Here is a 23,465-nt window from a genome sequence, read left to right on the forward strand (position 1 = left end):
AGTCTATTTCCCCCGGCGTCACAACCGCTCTAACACCGTCTCGATCACCCGGCGATAGACCGCCGTCAGGGTCTCCAGCTCCGCCACCGGCACCCGTTCGTCGATCTGGTGCATGGTCTGGCCGACCAGGCCCAGTTCCAGCACCGGGCACAGGGCGCGGATGAAGCGGGCGTCGGAGGTGCCGCCGGTGGTGGAGGCCTCGGGGCGGCGGCCGGCGACGGCCTCGACCGCGTCCTGAACCGCCGCGACGAAGACGCCGGGCTCGGTCCGGAAGGCCTCGCCGGAACACAGGTGGTCCAGGGTGATCTGCAGCCCGGTCTCGGCCTGCATGGCCCCGGCCTCGCGGTTCAGCCAGTCGATCAAAGCATCGCCCGTATGGCTTGGGTTGAAGCGGATGTTCAGCCGCGCCGTCGCCTGGGCCGGGATGATGTTGGTCGCCGGATTGCCGATGTCGATGGTGGTGATTTCGAGGTTCGACGGGGGAAAGGCCACGCTCAAGCAGTCCCGCTCCGCGAGCGGGACGCTAGCGTCAAAAGAAGGATAGCCTTCATCCAGAACGTGATCGTTCAGGCGGGCCATCAGCTTCGCGATCACCGGGGCCGGGTTGGCGGCGCGCTCGGGATAGGCGACGTGGCCTTGCTTGCCGTGGACGGTGATCCAGGTGTTCAGCGAGCCGCGCCGCCCGACCTTGATCATGTCGCCTAGCTGCTGAGACGACGAAGGTTCGCCGACGACGCAGGCGTCGATGACCTCGCCCTCGGCGGCCAGCGCTTCGACCACGCGCTTGGTGCCGTGCAGCGCCGGACCTTCCTCGTCGCCGGTGATCAGGAAGGAGAGGGAGCCGGTGGGTTCACCGTCCGCCAGCACCTGGGACACGGCGGCGACCCAGGCGGCGATCCCGCCCTTCATGTCCACCGCACCGCGGCCGTACAGGACGCCGTCCCTGACCTCGGCGTTGAAGGGTTGGGAAGACCACTGGTCCGACGGACCGGTCGGGACCACGTCCGTGTGGCCGGCGAAACAGAGGTTGGGCGAGGCAGTCCCGCGCCGGGCGTACAGGTTCTCGATCCGCGCATGGACGCCCTCGCCGCCCGGTCCCTCGAAGGCCAGGCGGCGGCAGGTGAAGCCCAGCGCCGTCAGGTGCCGTTCCAGCACATCCATCGCCCCTTCGTCGGCGGGCGTGACGGAGGGAATGCGGATCAGGTCGCGGGTCAGTTCGACAGGATCGATAACGGGAGTTGATGCGCGGCTCATGCGGCTATGCTTTAGGACCATCGTGCGGAGGCGAGAAGAGCCATGCCCAAGATCGACATCGACAGCGCGCCGACCAGCTTCGGCACCACCTATCCCGAGGAATACGCCGGCCCGTGCAACCCGCGTCGCCGCTGGCGGCTGGGCGATGCGGCGGGGCTGAGCCAGTTCGGCGTCAACCTGCTGCGCCTGCCCGACGGCGCCTGGTCCAGCCAGCGCCACTGGCACGCCGAAGAAGACGAGTTCGTCATGGTGGTCGAGGGCGAAGTGGTGCTGATCGAGGACGATGGCGAGACGATCCTGCGCGCCGGCAACTGCGCCGGGTTCAAGGCCGGCGTGCCGAACGGCCATAAGCTGGAGAACCGATCCGGCCGCGAGGCGGTTCTGCTGGAAGTCGGCACGCGCAGCCCGACAATCACCCCCGCCGACTATCCCGACATCGACATGGTGCTGCACGCCGGCGTCGACGGCTATTTCCACCGCGACGGCTCGCCCTATCCGAAATACCCAAGAAGAACGTGACCACAGAATCCATCGACACCGGCCCCGCCGGCCCCGCCGCCCCGCCCGTTTCGCCGTCTCCGTCATCTGGAGGGCCAGAAGGCCCGTCCAGCCCGTGGGGCATTCGCGACTTCCGCCTGTTGTGGTTCGGCCGCGTGGTGGCGGTGCTGGCGATCCAGATCCAGTCGTCGGCCCTGTTGTGGCAGGTCTATGAGATCGCCCGGCGCGATCATCCGATCGAGGAGGCCAGCCTGTATCTGGGGCTGGTGGGGCTGTGTCAGTTCCTGCCTCTGCTGGCCTTCACCCTGCCGGCTGGGGCGATGGCGGATCGGCGCGACCGCAAGCGCACGGTGTGGATCTCGATCCTGGTCGAGGCGGCCTGCGCGGGGTCGTTTCTGGCCATGGCCCTGCATGGAAACCCGCCGCTGTGGGGTCTGTTGGCGGTCGCGGCCTTGTTCGGCGCGGCGCGGGCGTTCCTGGCGCCGGCCAGCCAGGCCTTCCTGCCGATGGTGGTGGGGCGCAAGGCCCTGCCGCCGGCCATCGCGGCCCAGTCCATCGCGTTTCAGACCGGCGCCATCGCCGGCCCGGCCCTGGGCGGGGTGATCGTGGGGATCAACGTGCCCCTGGCCTATGCGGTGTCGCTCGGCATGTTCCTGCTGGCCGTCGCCGCCTTCATCCTGATCCGCACCAGCGGCAAGCCGGCGCCCCAGGTCAATCCGCTTTCGCCGGTGGATTCGGTCAAGGAGGGGCTGGCCTATGTGTGGAAGACCAAGATCGTGCTGGGCGCCATTTCGCTGGATCTGGTCGTGGTGCTGCTGGCGGGCGTGGCCCTGCTGACGCCCATCTTCGCGCGCGACATCCTGCATGTCGGGCCGCAAGGGTTCGGTCTGTTGCGGGCCTCGTTCGGCGTGGGGGCCATGGTCATGGCCATCTATCTGAGCCGCTATCCGATCCGCCAGAACGGCGGGCGCTGGATGTTCGCGGCGGTGGCGGTGTTCGGCCTGTGCACCATCACCTTCGGCCTGTCGCGCATCGTCTGGCTGTCGGGCCTGGCGCTGTTCATCGGCGGGGCGGCGGACATGATCAGCGTCAATGTGCGCCAGACCCTGATCCAGCTGGCCACGCCCGATCACATGCGCGGGCGGGTGTCCTCGGTGTCCATGCTGTTCATCGGCGCCTCGAACGAACTGGGCGAGGCCTATTCCGGCGTCATGGTCCGGCTGCTGGGCGCGGTCGGCGCGGCGGTGTTCGGCGGCTTCGGCGCCCTGGCCGCGACCGGGGCCTGGGCGACGATGTTCCCGGGGCTAAGGAAGGCGGACAACCTGACGTGACGATCGCGTCTCCTCCCCACAAAGTGGGGAGGGGGACCGCGCAGCGGTGGAGGGGCTCTTGACGTCCCGCAGGCTCTAGCGATGCGGTGAAAAGCCCCTCCGTCTCTCCGCTGCGCTACGAGCCACCTCCCCATCAGATGGGGAGGAGACGGTCAGGACTGCCTCACCACGCCTTGAAATGCTTCGACAGCTTCAGGCCCTGGTTCTGATAGTGGCTGCCGCTTTCGCCATACAGACGGCTGGGGCGTTCGGTCAGGGGCTCGTACACCAGGCGGGCGACGATCTGGCCGTGTTCCAGCAGGAACGGCGTGTCGTGGGTGCGGACTTCCAACACGCCTTTCGAGCCCGCGCCATGCGCCTCGTCGGTGCCGAAGCCGGGGTCGAAGAAGCCGGCGTAGTGGACGCGGAATTCGCCGACCGACGGATCGATGGGAGTCATTTCGGCGGCCTGATCGACCGGGATTTCGACGTCGTCGGACGAGGCCAGGATGTAGAACTCGCCCGGATCCAGCAGCAGTTCGCCACGGCGCAGGCTCAGCGGCTCCCAGAAGTCGCGCGGATCGTGGCCGTCGATGTGGTCCAGATCGACCACGCCCGCATGGCGACGCCCGCGGAAGCCGACGATGTCGCCGCCCTGCAGATCGACGCCGACCGAGCGGGTCTCCAGCTTGGGCGGATCGCCGGCCTTGAGCCGCAACTGGTTCAGGCGCGTGCCGGGACGGACCAGGATGGAGAAGGTCTGGGGCGCGACTTCCATATAGAGGGGGCCGTCATAGCCTTCGGCGACGTCATCGAAGCTGGCGCCCTGATCCGTCAGCAGACGCACGAAGACATCAACGCGGCCGGTCGAGCTTTTCGGATTGGCGCGGGCGATCAACCCTTTCGGCAGTTTCAGCCGCTCCTGAAGGCGCACGATATAGACGCAGCCCTTTTCCAGCACGACGCCCGCCTCGGTGATCTCGATGGCGTGCATGGCCACGTCGGCGATGCGGTCCTCGACCTTGCGCCGGCCGGGCAGGAAGGAGGCGCGCACGCGCCAGGCCTGATCCGACAGCCGCAGGTCCAGGCTGGCCGGCTGGACCTGGTCGTGGTCGAAGGGCGTGTCGGACGTGACGGCGCCGGCGGCGATCAACGTCTCGATGGACTGGGCGGGCAGGATGCCGGGACGGGGCGCTTGGAAGGAGCTCATGGCGTCTGTCTCACACGGTTTTCACGACTTGTCTCCAAGTCGCGCTTGCAGCCCGCGCGCGGCGGGGCGAGCATATAGCCCATGCACGATGGTCCTGCCTATACCGCCGAGACGAACGGCATCCTGATCCGGGTGCGGCCCAGCTATCTGGCGGGCCAGTCGGATCCCGACGAAGGCCGCTGGGTCTGGGCCTACCAGATCGAGATCGTGAACCTGACGGGCTCGACGGTGCAGCTGATGGCGCGTCGCTGGACCATCACCGACGGCCACGGCCATGTCGAAGAGGTGCGCGGTCCCGGCGTCGTCGGCGAACAGCCGGTGATCGAGCCGGGCGGCAGCTACGCCTACGCCTCGGGCTGTCCGCTGGGCACCGACAGCGGCTCGATGGTCGGCGCCTATTATATGACGGATGCTGACGGGCGCAGTTTCGAGGCGCAGATTCCCGCGTTCTCGCTAGATACGCCGGATGCGCGGCGGGTACTGAACTGAGGGCGGATGGGGCTGCGTCAACCCGGATGAACCGCAGCCCCGCCCCTGAAGTCTCGCCGGCCGCTTGCGCGAACCGGCGAGGGGGAAGTCGGCTCCCTAAGGAGCATCTTTTTTGGCGCTACGTTCGCGACGCGGTCGTTCGCGACTTGAGCGCAGTCGTGCGCCCTGCGCGAAGCGCCGCGCTCAAGTCGCGCGAAGCGCGGTAGCGCCCTTAGATGTAACGACGCAGGCTGCGGGCCAGGTCGGAGCCGCTTTCCTTGGAGCCGCGACGGACTTGCGGTTGGTAGGCGACGCGGGCGTGTTCGACGCAATAGACGCCTTCCGACGAGCGACGGCCGCAGAAGCTGAACTCGCGCGACGACGGGTCGCCGATCGGCCATTTGCACATGTGGGCGCCCAGGGTCATCACGGTCGCCGTGCCCGGCAGGTCCGGGATCGGGGCGGGGACGGGCGCGGCGGGTTCGACCGGCTTGGGCTGGACGGCCTCCAGACGGCGCGGGGCCGAAGGTTGCTGCGCCGGAGCGGCCGGCGCCGGACGCGGACGCGCGGTGCGGAAGGTCGCGGCGACGGTGCGCGCCGGTTGCGACGGGGCGGCCCGGCCCGACAGGCCCAGACGGTGCACCTTGCCGATCACGGCGTTGCGGGTGACCCCGCCGCCCAGTTGTTTGGCGATCTGGCTCGCGGACTGGCCCTCAAGCCAGAGCTTCTTTAGCGCGCCTACACGGTCGTCGGTCCAGCCTGCGGTCATGCCACCCTCCAGCGAGTTTGGATTCAATATCTAGGTCCAAGCTCCCCCTCCGGGGTCTTGACCTACAACTAATCGTAAACCAGCCGTTAAGAGACGCAAGATGTGCGAATCATCCTGTCCACAGAAACCAGATATTGAATCATCGTTAAGGTTAAGGCGGCGCCGTCGTTTTCGGGACGATCTCGCCTGATCTCTTGCGAAGCGCGGCGGTCGAGCGCATCTGGCGGGCCATGACCGATACGCCCGATCTGATCTCCACCCGGCCTGCCGGCCTGCCGCAGCCGCGTCGCTATCCGGGGATCAACTGGATCGGGGTGCAGACCCTGTATCTGCGCGAGGTGCGTCGCTTCTGGAAGGTGGGCGCCCAGACGGTGGCGGCGCCGGTGGTCACGACGCTGCTCTATATGCTGGTGTTCGTGGTGGCGCTTCAGAACGCGCGGCCGCCGCTGCACGGCACGCCATTCGCCCTGTTCGTCGCGCCCGGCCTGATCATGATGGCCATGTTGAACAATGCCTTCGCCAACGCCTCGTCCAGCCTGATCCAGGCCAAGATCATGGGTACCGCGACCGACTTCCTGACCCCGCCGCTCAGCCCGCTTGAGCTGACGCTGGGCTTTACGCTGGGCGCCGCGACGCGCGGCCTGGCGGTCGGTCTGGTGACGGCGATCTGCGTGCTGCCGTTCGCGCCTCTGGGCATCGCCAATATCTTCGCCATCGTCTGGTTCGCCCTGGCCGCCTGTTTCATCATGGGCATGACCGGGGTGTTGGCGGGGTTGTGGAGCGAGAAGTTCGACCACCTGTCGGCGGTTCAGAACTTCATCGTCATGCCGATGACCTTCCTGTCGGGGACCTTCTATCTGGTCGAGAACCTGCCCGAGCCGTTCCGGGCGCTGAGCCGCTACAACCCCTTCTTCTATCTGATCGACGGCTTCCGTTACGGCTTCATCGGCCATGCCGAGAGCAATCTGACGGTCGGCGTCATAGGGTCGGCCGTGCTGATGGCCGTCATGGGCGTGGTCTGCTGGCTGGTGTTCCGCTCGGGCTGGCGTCTTAAGAGCTAGATCGCTACCTGTTGCGGATCGCTCCCCCGAGAGGTCCGCTTCATGCTGTTTCGTTCGCTCGTCGCCGCCACGGCCCTGTTCGCCGCCACATCCGCTTTTGGTCCCGCCTTCGCTCAGGAAGCGACGCCCCAGGCCGGCGATCGCCCCGATATCGCCGCCGGCGCCGCACAGTTCATCAAGCCCACCAACGCCGAGCGGACCCAGGTTCTGGTCGGTTTCCTGACGACGCTGGGCTTCACGCCCGAAATCCAGACCTTCGAGGGCGGCAACCAGGCCACCGGCCCGATGGAAGGCGCCAATGTCGTCGTCACGGTGGGCGAGGGCGACAAGGATATCGTGCTGACCGCCCACTATGACGCGGTGAAGCTGCGCGACGGAACCCTGTCGCAGGGCATCGTCGACAACGTCGGCTCGGTCATGGCGATGATGGAGGCGGCCAAGACGCTGGACATGGCGCTGGAAGGCCAGTCGGTCGCCCACCGCTTCGTCTTCGTCTTCACCGACCAGGAAGAGCTGGGCCTTCTGGGCGCCAAGGCCTTTCTTGAGAAACACGGCAAGGACCGGATTGCCGCCGTCATCAACGCCGATGTCGCCGCCTATGGTCAGACGGTCATGTACGGCGAAAACAATGGGCCGCAGTCGGCCTTCGTGCTGGAGACGCTGCGCGGCCTGTGCGCCGAACGCGGCTTCGACTGCATGCCCTATCCGACCTATCCGCCCAGCGACGACCGCGCCTTCTCGGCCGCGGGCGTGCCGGTGGTGTCGATGGGCACCCAGGATCCGGTCGGCGCCCACCAGATGTGGCTGGCCTTCAACGGCGGCAAGGACAACGGTTTGAAGGAGGGCTTCGTCCCGCCCGTCTTCCAGCGCATCCACTCGACCGAAGACAAGCTGTCGCATCTGAAGGGCGTCGACGTCGCCCGTTTCGGCCTGTTCATCGCCGACCTGGGCCTGGCGCTGGACAAGAAGCTGGTCGAAATCCAGGCCAAGGACGCGGCCGTCGCCGCCGAAACGGCGCCGGCGGCCCCGGTGACGACGCCCGGGGGCGAGTGACGACGGTCATCGAGGTTCGCGGCGTCCAGCCGACGCCGAAGGAAGGTCGCGCGGCCGTCAAGGCGTGGCCCATCGTCCGGCGCTGGGCGAACCTGCCCGTGTTCTTTCTGGGCGGCGCCATGCTGGCGACCATCGCCGTCTGCATTGGTTTGCCCCTGGAGCGGACGGGCTGGATCGTCGGCCTTCAGTTGGTCGGGCTGTACGGTGTTATCGGGCTGTCGGCCCTGGCGCATTACAGGGTCATGGCGGCGTCGCGCCGGTCCCCGATCGCGCAGAAGCCAACCGACTGGCGCATCGATGACAGCGGTCTGGCGCTGTCGGGGGCGGATTTCGACACCCGCATCGGCTGGCGCAATCTGGTCGCGGTGGTGGAGGAAAAGGATCGCCTGATCTTCGCGGCCTCGCCCAACACCAACTTCATTTTGCCCCTGCGCGTGATGGAGACGGATCAACGGCAGGCGTTGCGCGTCTTGATCGCCGATGTGAGAGCGCGAGGCGTCCTCGGCGCCGGTGTTGACTAAGACCCTCGCGCGTCCGACAACGCCTGACCGTATTGATCCGGCTCCGTCGCGCTCGCGCCGGGGCCGTCTCGCTTTTGGAGGTCTTGGTCCCGTGTCCACTGAACATCTGATGGGTGTCTACAATCGCGCGCCGCTGGAAGTGGAACGCGGCCGAGGCGCGCGTCTGTGGGCGACCGACGGGACCGAATATCTCGACTGCGTCGCCGGCATCTCGACCAACGGCCTGGGCCACGCCCACCCCGAACTGGTCCAGGCGGTCAAGGATCAAGCCGAGAAGCTGTGGCACGTCTCCAACATCTTTCGCATCCCGGGTCAGGAAGCGCTGGCTGACGCCCTGTGCCAATGCAGCTTCGCCGACGTGGTGTTCTTCACCAACTCGGGCACCGAAGCCGTCGAATGCGCGCTGAAGACGGCGCGCAAATACCACTCGGCCAACGGCGCGCCTGAGCGGATCGACATCTACGGCTTCGACGGCTCGTTCCACGGTCGGACCTATGGCGCGATCAACGCCGCTGCCAACCCCAGCTATACCGAGGGCTTCGGCCCGCCGATGCAGGGCTTCCACCAGCTGAAGTGGGGCGACCACGAGGCGATCAAGACCGCCATCGCCAACCCCACGACCGCCGCCATCATCGTCGAGCCCGTACAGGGCGAGGGCGGCTGCCGCGCCATGCCCGAACAGTGCCTGCGGGGGCTGCGTGAGCTGTGCGACGAACACGGCGTCCTGATCATCTTCGACGAGGTCCAGTGCGGCATGGGCCGGACCGGCAAGCTGTGGGCCCATGAATGGGCGGGTATGGCGCCGGACATCATGGCGGTGGCCAAGGCCCTGGGCGGGGGCTTTCCCATCGGCGCCTGCCTGGCCTCGGCCAAGGCGGCCAAGGGCATGACGGTCGGGGTTCACGGCTCGACCTTCGGCGGCAATCCCCTGGCCATGGCCGTGGGCCAGAAGGCGCTGAGCCTGATCAACAGCCCCGAGACGCTGAACAACGTCAACGAGGTCGCCGGCTATCTGAAGCAGCAGTTCGCGGGCCTTCAGGAACGTTTCCCCGATGTCATCGCCGACGTGCGCGGCAAGGGGCTTCTGATCGGCATCAAGATGGTGCCGAACAATCGCGAGTTCATGGCCCTGGCGCGCGACACGCAGCAGCTGCTGATCGCCGGCGGCGGCGACAACTGCGTGCGCCTGCTGCCGCCGCTGAACTTGACGCTGGACGAGGCCCGCGAAGCCGTGGCCCGTTTCGAAGCGGCCTGCGAGGTCGCCCGCGAAAAGCTGGCGGCCTGATGGTCCGGCACTTCCTCGACATCCACCGGCTGGACGCGGCGGACCTGCGCGGCATCCTGGACGACGCCCATGCCCGCAAGGCCGCCCGCAAGGGCTGGCCCCAGGGGCGCGCCGACGCCGATGCGCCGGGCAAGGACCGCGTCCTGGCGATGATCTTCGAGAAGAACTCGACCCGCACGCGATTCAGCTTCGACGCGGCGATCCGCCAGTTGGGCGGCTCGTCCATCATCGCCACGGCCTCCGACATGCAGTTGGGCCGCGGCGAGCCGGTGGAGGACACCGCCCGCGTCCTGTCGCGCATGGTCGATGCGGTGATGATCCGCGCCAACGATCACGAGGATGTCGAGCGCTTCGCCCGCGTTTCGACCGTGCCGGTGGTCAACGGCCTGACCGACCGGTCGCACCCGTGCCAGATCCTGGCCGATCTGCAGACGATCGAAGAGCATCGCGGACCGATCGCCGGCAAGACGATCGCCTGGATCGGCGACGGCAACAACGTCTGCCACAGCTTCATGCACGCGGCGCCCAAGTTCGGCTTCCATCTGAACGTCGCCTGCCCGGCGGAATACCACCCGGACCTTCGCGACCTGGCCAAGGGCGGCGACGCCGTCACCCTGACCAGCGATCCGCGCGAGGCGGTCAAGGGCGCCGACGTCGTCGTCACCGACACCTGGGTGTCCATGGGGGATCAGGACTATGAGGCGCGGCTTTCGGCGTTCGAACATTACGGCGTCGACGAAGCCCTCATGGATCTCGCCGATCCCGAAGCGGTCTTCCTGCATTGCCTTCCCGCCCACCGTGGCGAGGAAGTCACCGACGCCGTCATCGACGGGCCGCGCTCTCTGGTCTGGGACGAAGCCGAAAACCGCATCCACGCCCAGAAGGCCGTTCTGGCCTGGTGCTTCGGCGGCTGAACGAAAAAAGGGCGGACCCGGTCGGGCCCGCCCTTTCTGGTTTCTGAAGCGTCGAAGCCTACAGTTTCACGTCCGACACGCCGCCGACGTCCGGGACGCTCTTGGTCAGGTTGGCCTTCAGGACTTCGTAGCCGAAGCCGAGAGCGCCCTTGTCGGACACCCAGACGCGGCCGTCGTCGGCGTCGAAGCGGACGAGGGTCAGGTGGGCGTCGTCCTTGCCGTCCGGGTACCAGGCGGCGACGACGGGGTTCCAGTATTTCTCGATGCGGCTGCGGTCCTGATCGATGGCCAGGCGGCCGTGGATGCAGGCCTGAACCTTGCCGTCCTTGGCCTGGTAGCAGAACATGCCGTTCTGGCCGCCGCCGGCGACGTCACGGGCGAAATCGGTGTCGTCGCGGGTGAAGAACCAGATGGTCCCCGTCTCGTCCTCGCCGAAACCGGTCATGGGTTGGTGGTGATAGCCGGGGCGATCGATGCCCAGCATGCCGGTGTTGGACTCCTTCAGGCTCTTCCAGAATTCCTTCTCGGCCTCGGCGGGGGTCAGTTTGTCAGACACGCGGTCTCTCCTTGAGTGGTTCGCAAGGTTCAACCGACCGGCCGTAATCGGGTTCCCGTCTCTAGGCGCCGGGTATCCAGGGCGCACGCTCGGCGCCGAATAGCGTCGCCAGGTGGATCAGCAGCAGCATGGCGATCGCCGCCGCGCCGACCATCAGGAACCGCCACGGCATCAGGCGCGGTCCCTTGAACGGATCCGGCGGCCTGGCGCCGCGCCATCCGCAAAAGACCATGACGGCGAGGGCGACGCCCAGCAGGACGAGTGTGGTGGTCAGGCTCATGCGCCGCAGGTGGCGAAACCCGCGCCGCTTGGCAAGCGAACCCTTGCCGGGAGGTTAATCTTCATGCCGCGTTAACCGAGATGATTCACAAATCCGGCGATCTGAGGCGATGTCCACAGGCTGGAATATCGCGGCTAGATATTGCGGTTAACCATCAGTTTACACCCTCGATATTGACGGTATAGCCTTCGTCGCATGGGCCGGGAGACGAATCAGTGAGCGCTGCAGCGCCTTGGAGCGTTAAGGGAATCGATCCCAAAGCACGCGAGGTCGCCAAGGATCTGGCGCGCCGGTCCGGCATGACGCTGGGCGAGTGGCTCAACTCCATGATCATGGAAGACGAGGAGGAGGGCTACGCCACCCTGCCGCGTCGCTCCCAGGCCGCCGAATACGAACGCCGCAACCGCAGCCGCCGTCTGGACGACGCCTATGAGGTTGAAGACAGCCAGCAGCGGATCAGCGCCTCCATCGATGTGATCGCCGCGCGGCTGGAAGCCGCCGAACGCCGCTCGACCGTCGCCATTCAGGGCGTGGATCAGGCCGTTGCGGGCCTGATGCGCCGGCTGGACGGCCAGGAGGCCGAGGCGCAAGGAGCCGCCCGCCGCATCGACGACATCGCCGAGGAGTTGCGCGAAGGGCATCGCCGGCTGCGCGCCTTCGAACGCGACACCGGCCCGTCGACCCAGGAAGCCTTCGGCAAGATCGAGACCTCGCTGGGCGCGCTGACCGGACGCCTGTACGACATCGAGGAACGCCAGCGTCTGGGCGTCAGCGATCTGCGCGAGCGGATGGAGGCGGTCGAGAAGGCCGCCGGCCCCGGCGTCGGCACGGAAATGCTGGCCCAGGTCAGCGCGCGTCTGGACGAGGCCCAGAACCGCACGACCGAAGCTCTGAAGACCCTGGAACGCTCGTTCGCTGCGCTGGACCAGCGGATGCGGACTGCCGAAAGCCGCGTCGAGCCGGAAGGCGCGCGCGACCTGGCCCGTTTCGAGAAGCTGGCCGAAAGCCTGTCGCGTCAGATCGACAACAATCGCGCCGAAATGATGCAGCGTCTGGACGCCGCCGAAACGGGCGCGCGCATCGACCGCATCGAACGCGCCGTCCAGGCCGTCGGCGATCAGCTGAAGGCGTCCGAAGAGAAGGGCGCTATCGGCCTTGAGGCCATGGGCCGCGAAGTCCTGCGCATCGCCCGCAACTTGAATGCGCGGGTCAAGAAGGTCGAGACGGACAACGACGGTCGCACCGACGCCGTCGCCCGCGCCGCCGCCGACGTCGTCGGCCAGACCATCGAAACCGAGGTCGCCCGCCGCGCCGCGCGTCTGGATCAGGAGTTCGCCCGCCACATCGACCGCGTCGACCAACGCCTGACCGCCAGCGACGATCGCCACGCCATCGCCCTGGAGAAGCTGGGCGGCGAGATCACCCGCATCTCGGACCAGCTGAGCGATCGCATCGCCCAGTCCGAGCGCCGCTCGCAGCAGGCGCTGGAAGACATCGGCCGACGCCTGTCGGAAAGCTCGGACAAGATCGAGCAACGCTATGACCGCGCCTCCGGCGAGCTGGCCGAGCGGATGCGTCTGAGCGAGGAGCGCACCGCCCGTCTGCTGGCCGAAGCCCGCGAAAGCATTGACGCCCGCGCGCCCACGTCGATCCGCGACAAGCCGCTGGACAATGAGCCCGCGTGGACCCCGGCGCGACAGGTGCTGGAACGCGCCGCCTCGGCGACGACACAGGCGCCGATCCAGTCCGCATCCATCGAAGGCGACTGGCGCGCCGCCGCCTTCCCCGATGAGACCTTTACCGACCAGGACGCCTGGTCCAGCGATCCGGTGACGCCCGAAGTTGCGACCGCTGCGCCCTTCCCTTCGTCGCCCGTCGTCGAGACCGAGGCCGAGCCCGCCGAGGCGCTGGCTGATGACATGCCGATGCGTCAGGTCGATCCCGATGGCGTCGAACCCATCATCCAGCCCTTCAGCGGTTTCGGCGGCGCCGACGTCGAGGACGCGCTGGAGGCGACGTCGCCGGGCTTCTCGACCGCACCGACCGAAAAGCGCAGCGCCGCCGTCCTGGATGCGGACGACGATGATTTCGGCGGCGAGACCGAGTTCGTGGATCCGCGTCGGCTGCGCTCCAGCATGGAAGCCGCCGCCGCCGCCGGCCGCGCCGCCTCGACCCGCAGCACCATCGACGCCGCCCGTGCTGCGATCACCGCGCCGGCCGAACCAGAACCTGCGCCCCGGTCAGGCTTCGGCCTGAAGCGCGGCGGCAAGTCCAAGCTGCAGGAGCGGCTGGACCGGCAGGCGTCCAAGGACGGATCGACGGTCAAGAAGACCTTTCTGGCTTCGGTCACGGCGGTCGCCCTGACCGGGGGTGTCTATGGCTATCTGTCCCTGACCGACGGCGGGGCGCCGGACTTCGAAATGCCCAGCTTCGGCGGCGGTTCGACGACCAACGGCGCCGTGCCTCTGGCGGCGTCGGCGGTGACGCCGACCGGCCCGAAAGCGACCTTCGACATCGGCGGCCCCGGCGCGGCTGACTATGAGGCGGCGATCGGCAAGCTGGAGGCCGGCGACAACTCGGGCCTGGACGGCATGAAGCGCGCCGCCAACCTGGGTTACGCCCCCGCCCAGACCTATCTGGGTCAACTGTATCTGGACGGCGCCAACGGCGTGCCCGCCGACCCGGCTCAAAGCCGTCAGTGGGGCCGTCGCGCGGCCGAGGGCGGCGATCCGCGCGGGATGCATCTGTATGGGATGCAGCTCTATGAAGGCGACGGCGGCGCAACCAATCAGGCCGAGGCCCTGACCTGGCTGCTGAACGCGGCCGAGCGCGGCCTGCCGGACAGCCAGTACAATGTCGCGCGCATCTATGAGACCGGCGCCGACGGCGTGGCCAAGAATCCGACCGAAGCGCTGAAGTGGTACATGATCGCCGCACGCGGCGGGGATGCGGAGGCCCAGGCCGCCGTGACGCGCCTGCGCCCAACGGCCAGCGCCACGGCACAGCGCGCGGCCCGCACCGCCGCCGACGCCTTCGTGGCCCAGTCGCAGGGTCAGTCGCAGACCCAAGTCCAGGCGACAGGCTAGATTCCTAGGCGCCGGGCGGCTATCGGTCGCCCGGTCGTCCCCGACCTCGCCCGCCTGACGGCGATTCTTGTGTCCGCTCCAGCCGAAGGCGCGTCCTTTGGACATCTATCTGCCGATCGCCGAGGTTTCGGTGAACTGGCCGACCCTGGTGATCCTGGGGGCGGTGGTCGGATTCGTGTCCGGCCTGTTCGGCATCGGCGGCGGCTTCCTGATGGCGCCGATCCTGGTCTTTCTGGGCATCCCCCCGACCGTCGCCGTCGCCAGCCAGGCCAGCCACGTCGTGGCCTCCTCGACGTCGGGCGTCATCCGCTATGCCGGGGCGGGTTCAGTCGATTTCAAGATGGGATCGGTGATGGCGGCCGGGGGCGCGGCCGGCGCCCTGGCGGGGGTCGAGCTGTTTCGCTACCTGCGGCTGCTGGGCCAGGCCGACCTAGTCGTGGCCCTGTCCTATCTCGTCTTCCTGGGCGCCATCGGCATTCTGATGCTGAACGAAAGCCTGACCGAAATCCTGCGCCGCCGCCGGGGGCTGCCCGCGCCGCACAAGCAGCGTCGGCGGCCGATGTGGCTGTATGGCCTGCCGCTGAAGATGAAGTTCCCGAAGTCGGGTCTGTATATCAGCGCTCTGCCGCCGTTCGGCCTGGGCGTCTTTGCAGGCGTCCTTTCGGCCATCATGGGGGTGGGCGGCGGCTTCATCCTGGTGCCGGCCATGCTCTATATCCTGCGCATGCGGGCGGGCGCGGTGGTGGGCACCAGCCTGTTCCAGATCATCATCACCACCGCCATCACCACCATTCTTCAGGCGGGGCGTAACCGGACGGTCGACATCGTCCTGTCCACCATCCTGCTGCTGGGCGGCGTCGTCGGCGCTCAACTCGGGGCGCGCTTCGCCGGGCGGTTCCGCGCCGAGGAACTGCGGGCGGCGCTGGGCCTGATTGTGCTGCTGGTCGGGATCCAGATGGGGCTGGATTTGTTCGTGCGGCCCAACGACATCTTCATGATCGCGCCGGGGATCGCCGACTGATGCAGGCGCTTCCTCCCCCTCCGCCCGCTGTTGCGGCCCCGCCGCTCGATCGGTCCGAAGCGACGACGGGCGACCTGCGCGTCGCCGCCGCCCTGACCGACGCCCAGGTCCGGGTCGACAGCAGTTTCCGGGGCGCGTCCATCGTCCTCTACGGCGCGGTGTTCAATCCGACGACCGAACCGGCGGACGTCGTGGTGGTGGTGCGGGGGCCGGACGCGCCGATCCGCCTGGTCAAGAAGACGCGTACGTCCGGCGTCTGGCTGAACAGCCGGCCGGTGTTGTTCGAAGGGGCGCCCGGCTTCTACATGACCGCCTCGACCCGCCCGCTTAGCGACATCGCCGACTTTGGCCAGTTGCGGCGGCTGGGCGTCGGCGTCGATCACCTGCGCATCGACGCGCCCGAGGAAAGCCGCACCGTCACCCGCTACGGCGTGCGCGACGTGGTCGTCAGCCGTCTGGGCGACGACTATCTGGACTGGCGTCGCGCCGTGATCCGGCTGAAGGAGGCCGCCGCCCTCTACGACACCGATTCCGAAGGGGTGGAGTTCGTCGACCGGGGCCTGTTCCGCGCCGAGGTCAAGCTGCCGACCGTCGCGCCCACCGGAAAATACTACGCCGAGGTCTGGCTGTTTCAGGACGGCGAGCCGCAGTCGGTGTCGAACCTGACCCTGACGGTCGAGAAGGTCGGGCTGGAGCGCGACATCTATGAGTTCGCGCACCGTCGGCCGTGGCTGTACGGCGTGCTGTGCGTCGTGCTGGCCGCCCTGACCGGCTATGGCGCTTCGCGCATCTTCAGCCGGCGGAGCTGAAGCCCAGTTCGCCGCGCAGGGCTTCGGCCGTCAATCCGCCGGCCCTCAGCTCGGCCAGAGTGATAGAGCGATCGCGTTTGGCGTAGCGCCGCCCGTCCGGCCCTGTCAGCAAGGCGTGATGACGATAGGTCGGCGCCGGCCAGCCCATCAGGGTCTGGATCAGCCGCTGCACATGTATGGCCTGAAAGAGGTCCTGGCCGCGGATCACATGGGTGATCCCCTGCAAGGCGTCGTCGTGGGTCACGGCCAGATGATAGGCGACGCCCGTATCCTTGCGCGCCAGGACGACATCGCCCGCCGCCTCGGGATCGACGGCTATGAAGCCGGTTTCGCCGTTGGGACCCTCGCCCTCCTCGACGAAACTCAGGCCGTTCCAGGTCGCCTCGCCCAGAGTTTCGCGCGCCCGATCCAGCGACAGCCGCCAGGCGAACGGTGCGCCCGAGGCCAGCAGGTGCGCCTCCTCGTCCCCTGAATGCGGACCGGGCTTCGCCGCCTCCATCGCCCCGTGCGGTGCGTCGCCGATGGCGCTAAGGATCTCCTTGCGCGTGCGGAAACACCGATAGAGCAGGCCTCGCGTCTGCAGATTTTCGATCACGGCGGCATAGTCGCTCAGATGATCAGACTGGCGACGGACCGGCGCTTCCCAATCCAGACCCAGCCAGGCTAGGTCCTCCAGAATGCCCGCCCCGTATTCCGGTCGGCATCGCGTTGGATCGATATCCTCGATGCGCAGCACGAACCGCCCGCCTGCCGCCTTCGCCGCCGTCCAGGCGGTCAGGGCCGAGAAAGCGTGGCCCTTGTGCAGGCGGCCGGTAGGCGAGGGGGCGAAGCGGGTCGTGAACACAGCTCAGTCTTCGTCCGGTGACAGCAGATGGGTCCAGTCGCGCGCGGCATGAAGGATCCGCACGACTTCCACGTCGCCAGTCAGGCGATAAAAGATCAGATAGCTGCCTTCGGCGCGTTTACGCAGATCGCCGAGGCCGGCCTCTGGATAGCGTCGGAGATTTTGGCCAAGGGTCTCGCAGCGTTCGAAAAGCGTCCTGACCAGTCGACGGGCTGCATTTGGGCTGTCCGACGCTACATGGTTCTCGATGGCGACCAGATCGCGCAAGGCGGCGTGGGTGAGCCGAACTCTCATTCGCCTTCGGCAGCCCACCGCGCTTCGAACTCGGCGCGGACATCTTCAAGCGGCTTCGTCCGTCCGCCATCAGCGTCGGCGACGCCCTCTTCCAGCTTGCCGAGCAGGGCCGCCAGCCGAGCCTCGTGTTCCTGCACCAGTCTGACGCCGGTGCGCAGCACCTCGCTCTTGGAGCCGTAGCGGCCGTCGCGGACCAGACGGTCCACGACCTGTTCCAAAGCTCCAAGTTCGACGGTCATGGTCATTGCGATGTCCTCAATGCACGCGCCAATAATAGTTATTAAGGCCCGATGTCGCCAGCCGAAATCCGCCAAAGCGGCCATTCCCTTGAAGGCCGCCTCGCGCCATAGGTAGCCGATGCCGTTCGCACCCACGCCCGATGACATCGCCACCGCGCGCCAGGCGCTGGTTGCCGCCGATCCGGCGCTCGGGCGCGTGGACGCCCAGACGCCGCCGCTGGAGTGGCGGTTGAGAGTGGGCGGGTTCGAAGGCTTGTTTCGCATGATCGTGGAGCAGCAGGTGTCGGTGGCCTCGGCCGCATCGGTCTGGGCGCGGCTGCGCGAAGGCATGGGCGGCATCACGCCCGAGCTGTTGCTGGCGCATGATCTGGATCAGCTGCGCGGCATGGGCCTGTCGCGACAGAAGGCGACCTATGGTCAGGGGATCGCGCGGGCGCAGATCGCGGGCGAGATCGATCTGGAGCATCTGGCCAACCTGGATGACGAGGCGGCGATCGCCTCCCTGACGTCGCTGAAGGGCGTGGGCCTGTGGACGGCCGAGGCCTATCTGATGATGTGCGAGGGGCGGCTGGATGTCTTCCCCGGCGGCGACGTGGCCTTGCAGGAGGCGATCCGCTGGGCGGACGGTGCAGAGGTGCGACCTGATCAGAAGGGCGCCTATGCCCGCGCCGAGATCTGGCGGCCCTATCGTGCGGTCGCCACCCATCTGCTGTGGGCTTGGTACACGGGCGTGAAGCGCGGCGAGATCGCGCTGGATGCCCCGGCATGACCCCGCTCGATCCGGCTCTGACCGAACCGCTGCGCAATCCGCAGACCGTGCTGACCGCGCTGGATTTCGCCGGCGTGGCGGTCTTCGCCGCCACCGGCGCCCTGGCCGCCGCGCGCGAGAAACACGACGTGGTCACCTTCGCCTTCTTCGGCGCCATCACCGGCGTGGGCGGCGGGACGCTGCGTGACCTGCTGCTGGGCCTTCCGGTCTTCTGGGTGCAGGACTGGCGCTATCTGGCGGTGTGCCTTTTCGCCTCGACGGCCCTGTGGCTGGTGGGGCAGCGCGACTGGCGGTTCCGCGCCCTGCTGTGGCTGGATGCGGTGGGGCTTGCGGCCTATGGCGTCATGGGGGCGGCCAAGGCTGAGGCGGCCGGGGCGCCGGCCCTGATCTGCATCGTCATGGGTACGCTGACGGCCTGTTTCGGCGGTGTCGTGCGCGACACCCTGGCGGGTCAGCCGTCGATCCTGCTGCGGCGAGAGATCAACGTCACGGCCGCGATCCTGGCGGCGACGGTCTATATGGTGCTGCGGGTGCCGGGCGTCGGCGTCTGGCCCGCCGCCATCGTCGCGGCGCTGTCCGGCTTCCTGCTGCGCGCGGCGGCCCTGCGCTGGGGCTGGACCCTGCCGGGGTTTCCGACCCACGCGCGCGGGGTCTGAGGCAAGACGTCACGAAAACGCTGCACACTGGTCATGGCGATGAGCGGGAATCAGGGTTAGGTTAAATCGACAAGACCAAGGCCAAGACTAGGGAAGGAGACGTGTCCTCACCTCTGTCGCCTCAAAATCCCCCCGTCTGAGCGGGAGGGCCTGATGCAGGTTCTCCATCGACCACCCTCCGGTTTTCCCGCGTTGGTGTTGAACGCCGACTTCCGGCCGCTGTCCTACTATCCGCTGTCGCTGTGGCCGTGGGAGGAGGCGGTCAAGGCGGTCTATCAGGACCGCGTGGACGTGGTGTCCCTGTATGACAAGGTTGTCCGCTCGCCGTCGATGGAGATGCAGCTTCCCAGCGTGATCGCGCTGCGCAGCTATGTGGATCAGGACCGCAGCCCCGCCTTCACCCGCTTCAACGTCTTCCTGCGCGACGGCTTCGCCTGTCAGTACTGCGGTCAGTCGGCTGAACTGACCTTCGATCACGTCATTCCCCGCTCACAGGGCGGACGCACCACGTGGGACAATATCGTCGCGGCCTGCAGCCCCTGCAATCTGGCCAAGGGCGGGCGAACGCCGCGCCAGGCGATGATGCCGATCCGCCGCGAACCCTATCGCCCAAACGCCTGGCAGCTTCAGGACGCCGGCCGACGCTTCCCGCCGCACTATCTGCACCAGAGCTGGCTGGACTATCTCTACTGGGACATAGAGCTCGAACCCTAGGGGCGCAGGACGGCGACGCCCGGGCGGCTGGTTTCGGCGCGACGACGGCGCAGTCGGCGATCCAGACGGTCGATCTCGGCCAGGGTCATGTCTGGATGGCGGCGGAAAGCCTGGCGCAACTGTTCGATCCGTCCGGGCGCCCAGGCGGCGGCGACGCCGGCCGCGCCTGCCAGGAAGTCGATGACGGAGACGCTGCGGCCGGTCAGGGCCTGAAGCAGTTCGGCGCCGAAGGCGGCGGCGATGACATACAGGGCCAGGTCGTCGCGGCGCTGGTTCGGCGCGATCAGGAACAGGCCGCTGGCCACACCATAGAAGGCGATGACGTGGGCGGCCTTGTCGTTAAGCCCGAAGACCTGTTCCAGGCCCTGAAATGGTCCCAGCATCAGGACGGCCATGCCCAGCGCGACCAGGGCGAAGCCGAGGCGGGCGGCCATGACGATGCGGCGGGGCGTGAGCATGAGGCGGGTGTCCGTGACCTTGATCCGCCGTCATCCTGGATCGCCTTCCGCCAAGATGCGGTGAAGCGACGTGCTGAACGCTTTACGAACAGACTATCGCAAAATCGCCCAATCCAGGGCGTGGACACGGTCTCGTCCCAGGGCTGCGGCCAGGGGAGGGGCGACGAACAGGTCGGCGATGGCGGGATCGCGCACGTTCAGCCCGCCGGTGAAGGCGCCGAAGGCCGGCAGGACGATGCGCGATCCGTCGGTGACGAAGCATGGACGGCGCACGCCGCGCCCATAGGCGGCGACCTTGGCGGCGGGGTGCAGGTGGCCCGCGACCTCGCCGCGCCGGTCGTCGTCGGCGGTCAGCGCCTCCGGCTCGTGGGTCAGACGCAGCGCGCCCAAGGCCATATCGCCGACGATCCGGCCGGGCAGGCGGGACGCCGTGTCCGCATCGCGAGCGAGCGCCTCGCGGTCGTGATTGCCTTCAAGCCACAGCCAGTCGCGTCCGGCCGACAGCCGATCCAGACGCGCCCGGTCGTCGGCCGCCATACGGGGAATGGCCTTTGTGTCGTGGAAGCTGTCGCCCAGCAGCACGACCATGGCCGGGCTCAGTTCGACGATCTCGGCTTCCAGCCTATCCAGCGTGGCGCGGCTGTCATAGGGCGGCAGAAGTTGGCCGCGCACGGCGAAGGCTGACCCCTTTTCCAGATGCAGGTCCGCGACGATCAGGGCGCGGTACGCCGGAACCCACATCGCTCCGGAACAGCGCAGCACACAGGCCTCGCCCGCTATCCGCACGCTCAGCGAACCGCAGATCTTGCGGGCCGGGGACAGGGTCTGACGCAGGGCGGCGTTCATGCGGCGGCTTCTGGTTCGGCTTCATCCATGACTTCGGCGATCAGCAGGTCGGCGCTTTCGTCCAGGATCATTTCGGCGGCGTCTCCGCTGACCCGCTCGCGTCCGATCTGCACCAGCACGGGCACGCAGAAGGGCGAGGCGCGGCTCAGGGGTTGGTGGCGGATGCGCCCCTCGATGCGCGTCAGCATCTGGCCCAGGCGCGCCACGTCAAGCAGGCCCGAGGCGGCGTCGGCGCGGGCGGTCTTCAGCAGCAGATGGTCGGGTTGGTGGCGGCGCAGCACGTCGTAGATCAGATCGGTGGAGAAGGTCACCTGCCGGCCGGTCTTTTCGGCGCCGGGCTGGCGGCGTTCGATCAAGCCCGAGATCAGGGCGCAATTGCGGAAGGACCGCTTCATCATGAAGCTTTCCTCCAGCCAGGCTTCCAGATCGTCACCCAGCATGTCCGGCTGGAACAGGGCGTCCAGATCGATCGTGTCCATCGGCTTGATCGACCAGATCGCCAGCGAATAGTCGGTCACGACGAACCCCAGCGGCCCGACGCCCATCCGGTCCAGCCGCCGGGTCAGCAGCATGCACAGGGTGGTGTGGGCCAGATTGCCCTCGAATGGATAGGCCACCAGGAAATGCCGGCTGCCGCGGGGAAAGGTTTCGACCAGCATGGATTCGGCGTCGGGAATGACGGACCGCGTTTCCTGCAACTCCAGCCATTCCTGAACGTCGGGCGGCAGGACGCGCCAGTGGTCGCGGTCGTGGATCATGGTACGCACCCGGTCGGCCAGCGACGTGGACAGCGGGAACTTCGATCCGCCCCATGACGGAATCTTGGGGTCGCTGTCATTGGCGTGGGTGACCAAGGCGTCGGTCCCGGTGATGCCTTGGAACGCCCAGGTCTGACCGGCGAACTGGAAGGTGTCGCCGGGCGTCAGCTGTTCGAAATACCACTCCTCGGCCTCGCCGACCTTGCGGCCGCCGATCAACTGGCGCGAGGCGCTGCCGCGACGGCTGGCGACGCGGACATTCAGTGTGCCGGCTGAGACGATGGCGCCGACGTTCATGCGGTGGCGCTGGGCGATGTGCTGGTTGCGGACCTTCCAGCGGCCATTGGGCGTCCGCACGATCCGGGCGAACCGGTCGTAGGTGCGCAGCGCATAGCCCCCGGTGGCGACGAAATCGACCACCTCCTCGAACTGCTCCCACGTCAGGGCGCGATAGGGGCCGCAGCCGGTGATCTCGCCATACAGGACCTGCATGTCGAACGGCTCGGAACAGGCGACGCCCATGACGTGCTGGGCCAGGGTGTCGAGCGTGCCGATATGGACCGGCTCCCAGTCGAAGGCGTTGTCGGCGACGGCCTCGCGCGCCGCCTGGCACTCCAGCATCTCGAAGCGGCTGGCGGGCACCAGAAGCGCGCGCGACGGCTCGTCCAGCCGGTGGTTGGCGCGGCCGATCCGCTGGACCAGACGGCTGGACCCCTTCGGCGCCGCCATCTGGATCACCAGATCCACGTCGCCCCAGTCGATGCCCAGATCCAGCGTCGAGGTGCAGACCACGGCCCTGAGATCGCCGCGCGACATGGCCGCCTCGATCTTGCGTCGCTGCTCGGCCGCCAGCGAGCCGTGGTGCAGGCCGATGGGCAGGTTCTCGTCGTTGATGGCCCACAGCTGCTGAAACACGAACTCAGATTGCCAGCGGGTGTTGACGAAGATCAGGGCCAGGGTCGAACGCTGGATGGCGGCATAGACCTCCGGGATCGCGTGCTGGCCCGTGTGGCCCGCCCACGGCACCTTGCCCTCGGAGATCAGCACGTCGATGACCGCCGGCGCGCCGGGGTCGCCGCGGACGAGAGTCACCGCGTCAAGAACCCCTCCACCGCCTTCGGCGGTCCCCCTCCCGATGGCATGGGGAGGAGACAGGTCGGCCGGCGTCTCCTCCCCGCTTTGCGGGGAGGGGGACCGCGAAGCGGGGGAGGGGCTCTTTGCATCCGCATCGCCCGGCGCCAACCACCCCCGGATCAGATCGGGATCCTCGATGGTCGCGCTCAGTCCCACCCGGCGCATGTCGGGCGCAAAGCTCTGCAATCGCCCCAGACCCAGAGACAGCAGGTCCCCGCGCTTGCCGCTCCAGATCGCATGGACCTCGTCCAGCACGACGCATTTCAGATCGGCGAAATAGGACCGGGCGCCTTCCCAGGCGCAGAACAGGGCCAGCTGCTCGGGCGTGGTCAGCAGGATGTCGGGCGGGAAGTCGCGCTGTCGCTGGCGTTTGGATTGTTTCGTGTCGCCGGTACGCGTCTCGACATGGATATTCAGCCCGATCTCGCGGATCGGGGTCATCAGATTGCGCTCGACGTCCGTCGTCAGCGCCTTCAGCGGCGACAGATAAAGCGTGTGCACGCCCGACCCCGGCCCGGTCGCCGGCTTCGGTCCGCGCTCGGCCAGGTCGATCAGGCTGGGCAGAAACCCCGCCAGCGTCTTGCCCCCGCCGGTCGGCGCGACCAGCAGGGCGTGGCGGCCGGCCTGACCCGCCTCGACCATCTCCAGCTGATGCCGC

At 67.8% G+C, this 23,465-nt stretch carries 25 protein-coding genes; 14 read left to right on the forward strand and 11 right to left on the reverse strand.

Annotation, left to right across the window (positions count from 1 at the left end; translation table 11 throughout):
- Window positions 1-18 precede the first annotated feature (18 nt).
- Complete coding sequence (gene dapE, locus O2K97_RS03600; RefSeq protein ID WP_269220481.1) at window positions 19-1,254, reverse strand: succinyl-diaminopimelate desuccinylase; 1,236 nt, start codon at window positions 1,252-1,254, stop codon at window positions 19-21.
- A gap of 42 nt (window positions 1,255-1,296) precedes the next feature.
- On the opposite strand from dapE, the gene O2K97_RS03605 reads away from it, so the two are divergent.
- A complete protein-coding gene (locus O2K97_RS03605; protein WP_269220482.1) occupies window positions 1,297-1,773 on the forward strand; it encodes a cupin domain-containing protein in 477 nt (158 codons plus the stop codon).
- Between the two features lie 134 nt (window positions 1,774-1,907).
- A complete protein-coding gene (locus O2K97_RS03610) occupies window positions 1,908-3,083 on the forward strand; it encodes an MFS transporter (RefSeq protein ID WP_419466104.1) in 1,176 nt (391 codons plus the stop codon).
- A gap of 163 nt (window positions 3,084-3,246) precedes the next feature.
- On the opposite strand, the gene O2K97_RS03615 is transcribed toward O2K97_RS03610, so the two are convergent.
- Complete coding sequence (locus tag O2K97_RS03615; protein WP_045810652.1) at window positions 3,247-4,272, reverse strand: 2'-deoxycytidine 5'-triphosphate deaminase; 1,026 nt, start codon at window positions 4,270-4,272, stop codon at window positions 3,247-3,249.
- Window positions 4,273-4,353: 81 nt separating this feature from the next.
- On the opposite strand from O2K97_RS03615, the gene apaG reads away from it, so the two are divergent.
- Window positions 4,354-4,761 (forward strand): Co2+/Mg2+ efflux protein ApaG, encoded by a 408-nt coding sequence (apaG, locus tag O2K97_RS03620; protein WP_017506618.1) that lies wholly within the window; start codon window positions 4,354-4,356, stop codon window positions 4,759-4,761.
- Between the two features lie 211 nt (window positions 4,762-4,972).
- Here apaG and O2K97_RS03625 read toward each other — a convergent pair whose 3' ends face one another.
- Window positions 4,973-5,509 carry a GcrA family cell cycle regulator gene (locus tag O2K97_RS03625; RefSeq protein WP_017506617.1) on the reverse strand — a complete coding sequence of 179 codons (537 nt, stop codon included), beginning with the start codon at window positions 5,507-5,509 and terminating at the stop codon, window positions 4,973-4,975.
- A 230-nt stretch (window positions 5,510-5,739) separates the two neighbouring features.
- On the opposite strand from O2K97_RS03625, the gene O2K97_RS03630 reads away from it, so the two are divergent.
- The 5 genes from O2K97_RS03630 to argF all read left to right on the forward strand — a co-directional run bounded on the left by O2K97_RS03630 (window position 5,740) and on the right by argF (window position 10,343).
- A complete protein-coding gene (locus O2K97_RS03630; RefSeq protein WP_045810698.1) occupies window positions 5,740-6,570 on the forward strand; it encodes an ABC transporter permease in 831 nt (276 codons plus the stop codon).
- Between the two features lie 42 nt (window positions 6,571-6,612).
- Entirely contained in the window at window positions 6,613-7,623 is a 1,011-nt protein-coding gene (locus tag O2K97_RS03635) for a M28 family metallopeptidase (RefSeq protein ID WP_269220484.1), read from the forward strand.
- Window positions 7,620-8,144 carry a YcxB family protein gene (locus O2K97_RS03640; RefSeq protein WP_269220485.1) on the forward strand — a complete coding sequence of 175 codons (525 nt, stop codon included), beginning with the start codon at window positions 7,620-7,622 and terminating at the stop codon, window positions 8,142-8,144. Before O2K97_RS03635 ends, O2K97_RS03640 begins: the two co-directional genes overlap by 4 nt.
- A 109-nt stretch (window positions 8,145-8,253) precedes the next feature.
- Window positions 8,254-9,429: an aspartate aminotransferase family protein gene (locus O2K97_RS03645; RefSeq protein WP_419466105.1), complete on the forward strand. Its 1,176-nt coding sequence runs from the start codon at window positions 8,254-8,256 to the stop codon at window positions 9,427-9,429.
- The gene (gene argF, locus O2K97_RS03650) at window positions 9,429-10,343 is read left to right on the forward strand and encodes an ornithine carbamoyltransferase (RefSeq protein WP_269220487.1); all 915 of its coding nucleotides are present in this window, start codon (window positions 9,429-9,431) and stop codon (window positions 10,341-10,343) included. Before O2K97_RS03645 ends, argF begins: the two co-directional genes overlap by 1 nt.
- 58 nt (window positions 10,344-10,401) lie before the next feature.
- Here the strand turns inward: argF and O2K97_RS03655 are convergent, their stop codons facing one another.
- On the reverse strand, window positions 10,402-10,899 hold the full coding sequence (locus O2K97_RS03655) for a pyridoxamine 5'-phosphate oxidase family protein (protein ID WP_091750666.1): 498 nt from the start codon (window positions 10,897-10,899) through the stop codon (window positions 10,402-10,404).
- Between the two features lie 61 nt (window positions 10,900-10,960).
- The gene (locus O2K97_RS03660; protein ID WP_045810644.1) at window positions 10,961-11,179 is read right to left on the reverse strand and encodes a hypothetical protein; all 219 of its coding nucleotides are present in this window, start codon (window positions 11,177-11,179) and stop codon (window positions 10,961-10,963) included.
- A gap of 215 nt (window positions 11,180-11,394) precedes the next feature.
- On the opposite strand from O2K97_RS03660, the gene O2K97_RS03665 reads away from it, so the two are divergent.
- From O2K97_RS03665 to O2K97_RS03675, 3 genes are all read left to right on the forward strand, one after another.
- Window positions 11,395-14,265 (forward strand): hypothetical protein, encoded by a 2,871-nt coding sequence (locus tag O2K97_RS03665; RefSeq protein ID WP_269220488.1) that lies wholly within the window; start codon window positions 11,395-11,397, stop codon window positions 14,263-14,265.
- A 97-nt stretch (window positions 14,266-14,362) separates the two neighbouring features.
- Window positions 14,363-15,286, forward strand: a complete 924-nt coding sequence (locus O2K97_RS03670) for a sulfite exporter TauE/SafE family protein (RefSeq protein WP_269220489.1) — start codon at window positions 14,363-14,365, stop codon at window positions 15,284-15,286.
- Window positions 15,286-16,095 carry a TIGR02186 family protein gene (locus O2K97_RS03675; RefSeq protein WP_269220490.1) on the forward strand — a complete coding sequence of 270 codons (810 nt, stop codon included), beginning with the start codon at window positions 15,286-15,288 and terminating at the stop codon, window positions 16,093-16,095. The genes O2K97_RS03670 and O2K97_RS03675 overlap by 1 nt, the downstream gene beginning before the upstream one ends.
- Here the strand turns inward: O2K97_RS03675 and gluQRS are convergent.
- Genes gluQRS through O2K97_RS03690 form a run of 3 tightly spaced genes read right to left on the reverse strand, consistent with a single transcriptional unit; the run spans window position 16,079 to window position 17,478 of the window.
- Complete coding sequence (gene gluQRS / locus O2K97_RS03680) at window positions 16,079-16,939, reverse strand: tRNA glutamyl-Q(34) synthetase GluQRS (protein WP_269220491.1); 861 nt, start codon at window positions 16,937-16,939, stop codon at window positions 16,079-16,081. The two genes, O2K97_RS03675 and gluQRS, sit on opposite strands and share 17 nt — an antisense overlap.
- A 3-nt stretch (window positions 16,940-16,942) precedes the next feature.
- Complete coding sequence (locus O2K97_RS03685; RefSeq protein ID WP_269220492.1) at window positions 16,943-17,233, reverse strand: type II toxin-antitoxin system RelE/ParE family toxin; 291 nt, start codon at window positions 17,231-17,233, stop codon at window positions 16,943-16,945.
- Entirely contained in the window at window positions 17,230-17,478 is a 249-nt protein-coding gene (locus O2K97_RS03690) for a type II toxin-antitoxin system ParD family antitoxin (protein ID WP_017506399.1), read from the reverse strand. Before O2K97_RS03690 ends, O2K97_RS03685 begins: the two co-directional genes overlap by 4 nt.
- Window positions 17,479-17,590: 112 nt before the next feature.
- On the opposite strand from O2K97_RS03690, the gene O2K97_RS03695 reads away from it, so the two are divergent.
- From O2K97_RS03695 to O2K97_RS03705, 3 genes are all read left to right on the forward strand, one after another.
- Window positions 17,591-18,241, forward strand: a complete 651-nt coding sequence (locus tag O2K97_RS03695) for a DNA-3-methyladenine glycosylase family protein (protein WP_269220493.1) — start codon at window positions 17,591-17,593, stop codon at window positions 18,239-18,241.
- Window positions 18,238-18,897: a trimeric intracellular cation channel family protein gene (locus O2K97_RS03700; protein ID WP_269220494.1), complete on the forward strand. Its 660-nt coding sequence runs from the start codon at window positions 18,238-18,240 to the stop codon at window positions 18,895-18,897. Before O2K97_RS03695 ends, O2K97_RS03700 begins: the two co-directional genes overlap by 4 nt.
- Before the next feature lie 153 nt (window positions 18,898-19,050).
- A complete protein-coding gene (locus O2K97_RS03705; protein ID WP_026108602.1) occupies window positions 19,051-19,611 on the forward strand; it encodes an HNH endonuclease in 561 nt (186 codons plus the stop codon).
- Here the strand turns inward: O2K97_RS03705 and O2K97_RS03710 are convergent.
- From O2K97_RS03710 to O2K97_RS03720, 3 genes are all read right to left on the reverse strand, one after another.
- On the reverse strand, window positions 19,608-20,069 hold the full coding sequence (locus O2K97_RS03710; RefSeq protein WP_269220495.1) for a hypothetical protein: 462 nt from the start codon (window positions 20,067-20,069) through the stop codon (window positions 19,608-19,610). The two genes, O2K97_RS03705 and O2K97_RS03710, sit on opposite strands and share 4 nt — an antisense overlap.
- 93 nt (window positions 20,070-20,162) lie before the next feature.
- Window positions 20,163-20,915 (reverse strand): ligase-associated DNA damage response endonuclease PdeM, encoded by a 753-nt coding sequence (gene pdeM / locus O2K97_RS03715; RefSeq protein WP_269220496.1) that lies wholly within the window; start codon window positions 20,913-20,915, stop codon window positions 20,163-20,165.
- Entirely contained in the window at window positions 20,912-23,449 is a 2,538-nt protein-coding gene (locus O2K97_RS03720) for a ligase-associated DNA damage response DEXH box helicase (protein ID WP_419466106.1), read from the reverse strand. The genes pdeM and O2K97_RS03720 overlap by 4 nt, the downstream gene beginning before the upstream one ends.
- Window positions 23,450-23,465 lie beyond the last annotated feature (16 nt).

The organism is Brevundimonas vesicularis, assembly GCF_027105095.1.
Classification (GTDB): Bacteria; Pseudomonadota; Alphaproteobacteria; order Caulobacterales; family Caulobacteraceae; genus Brevundimonas; species Brevundimonas vesicularis_E.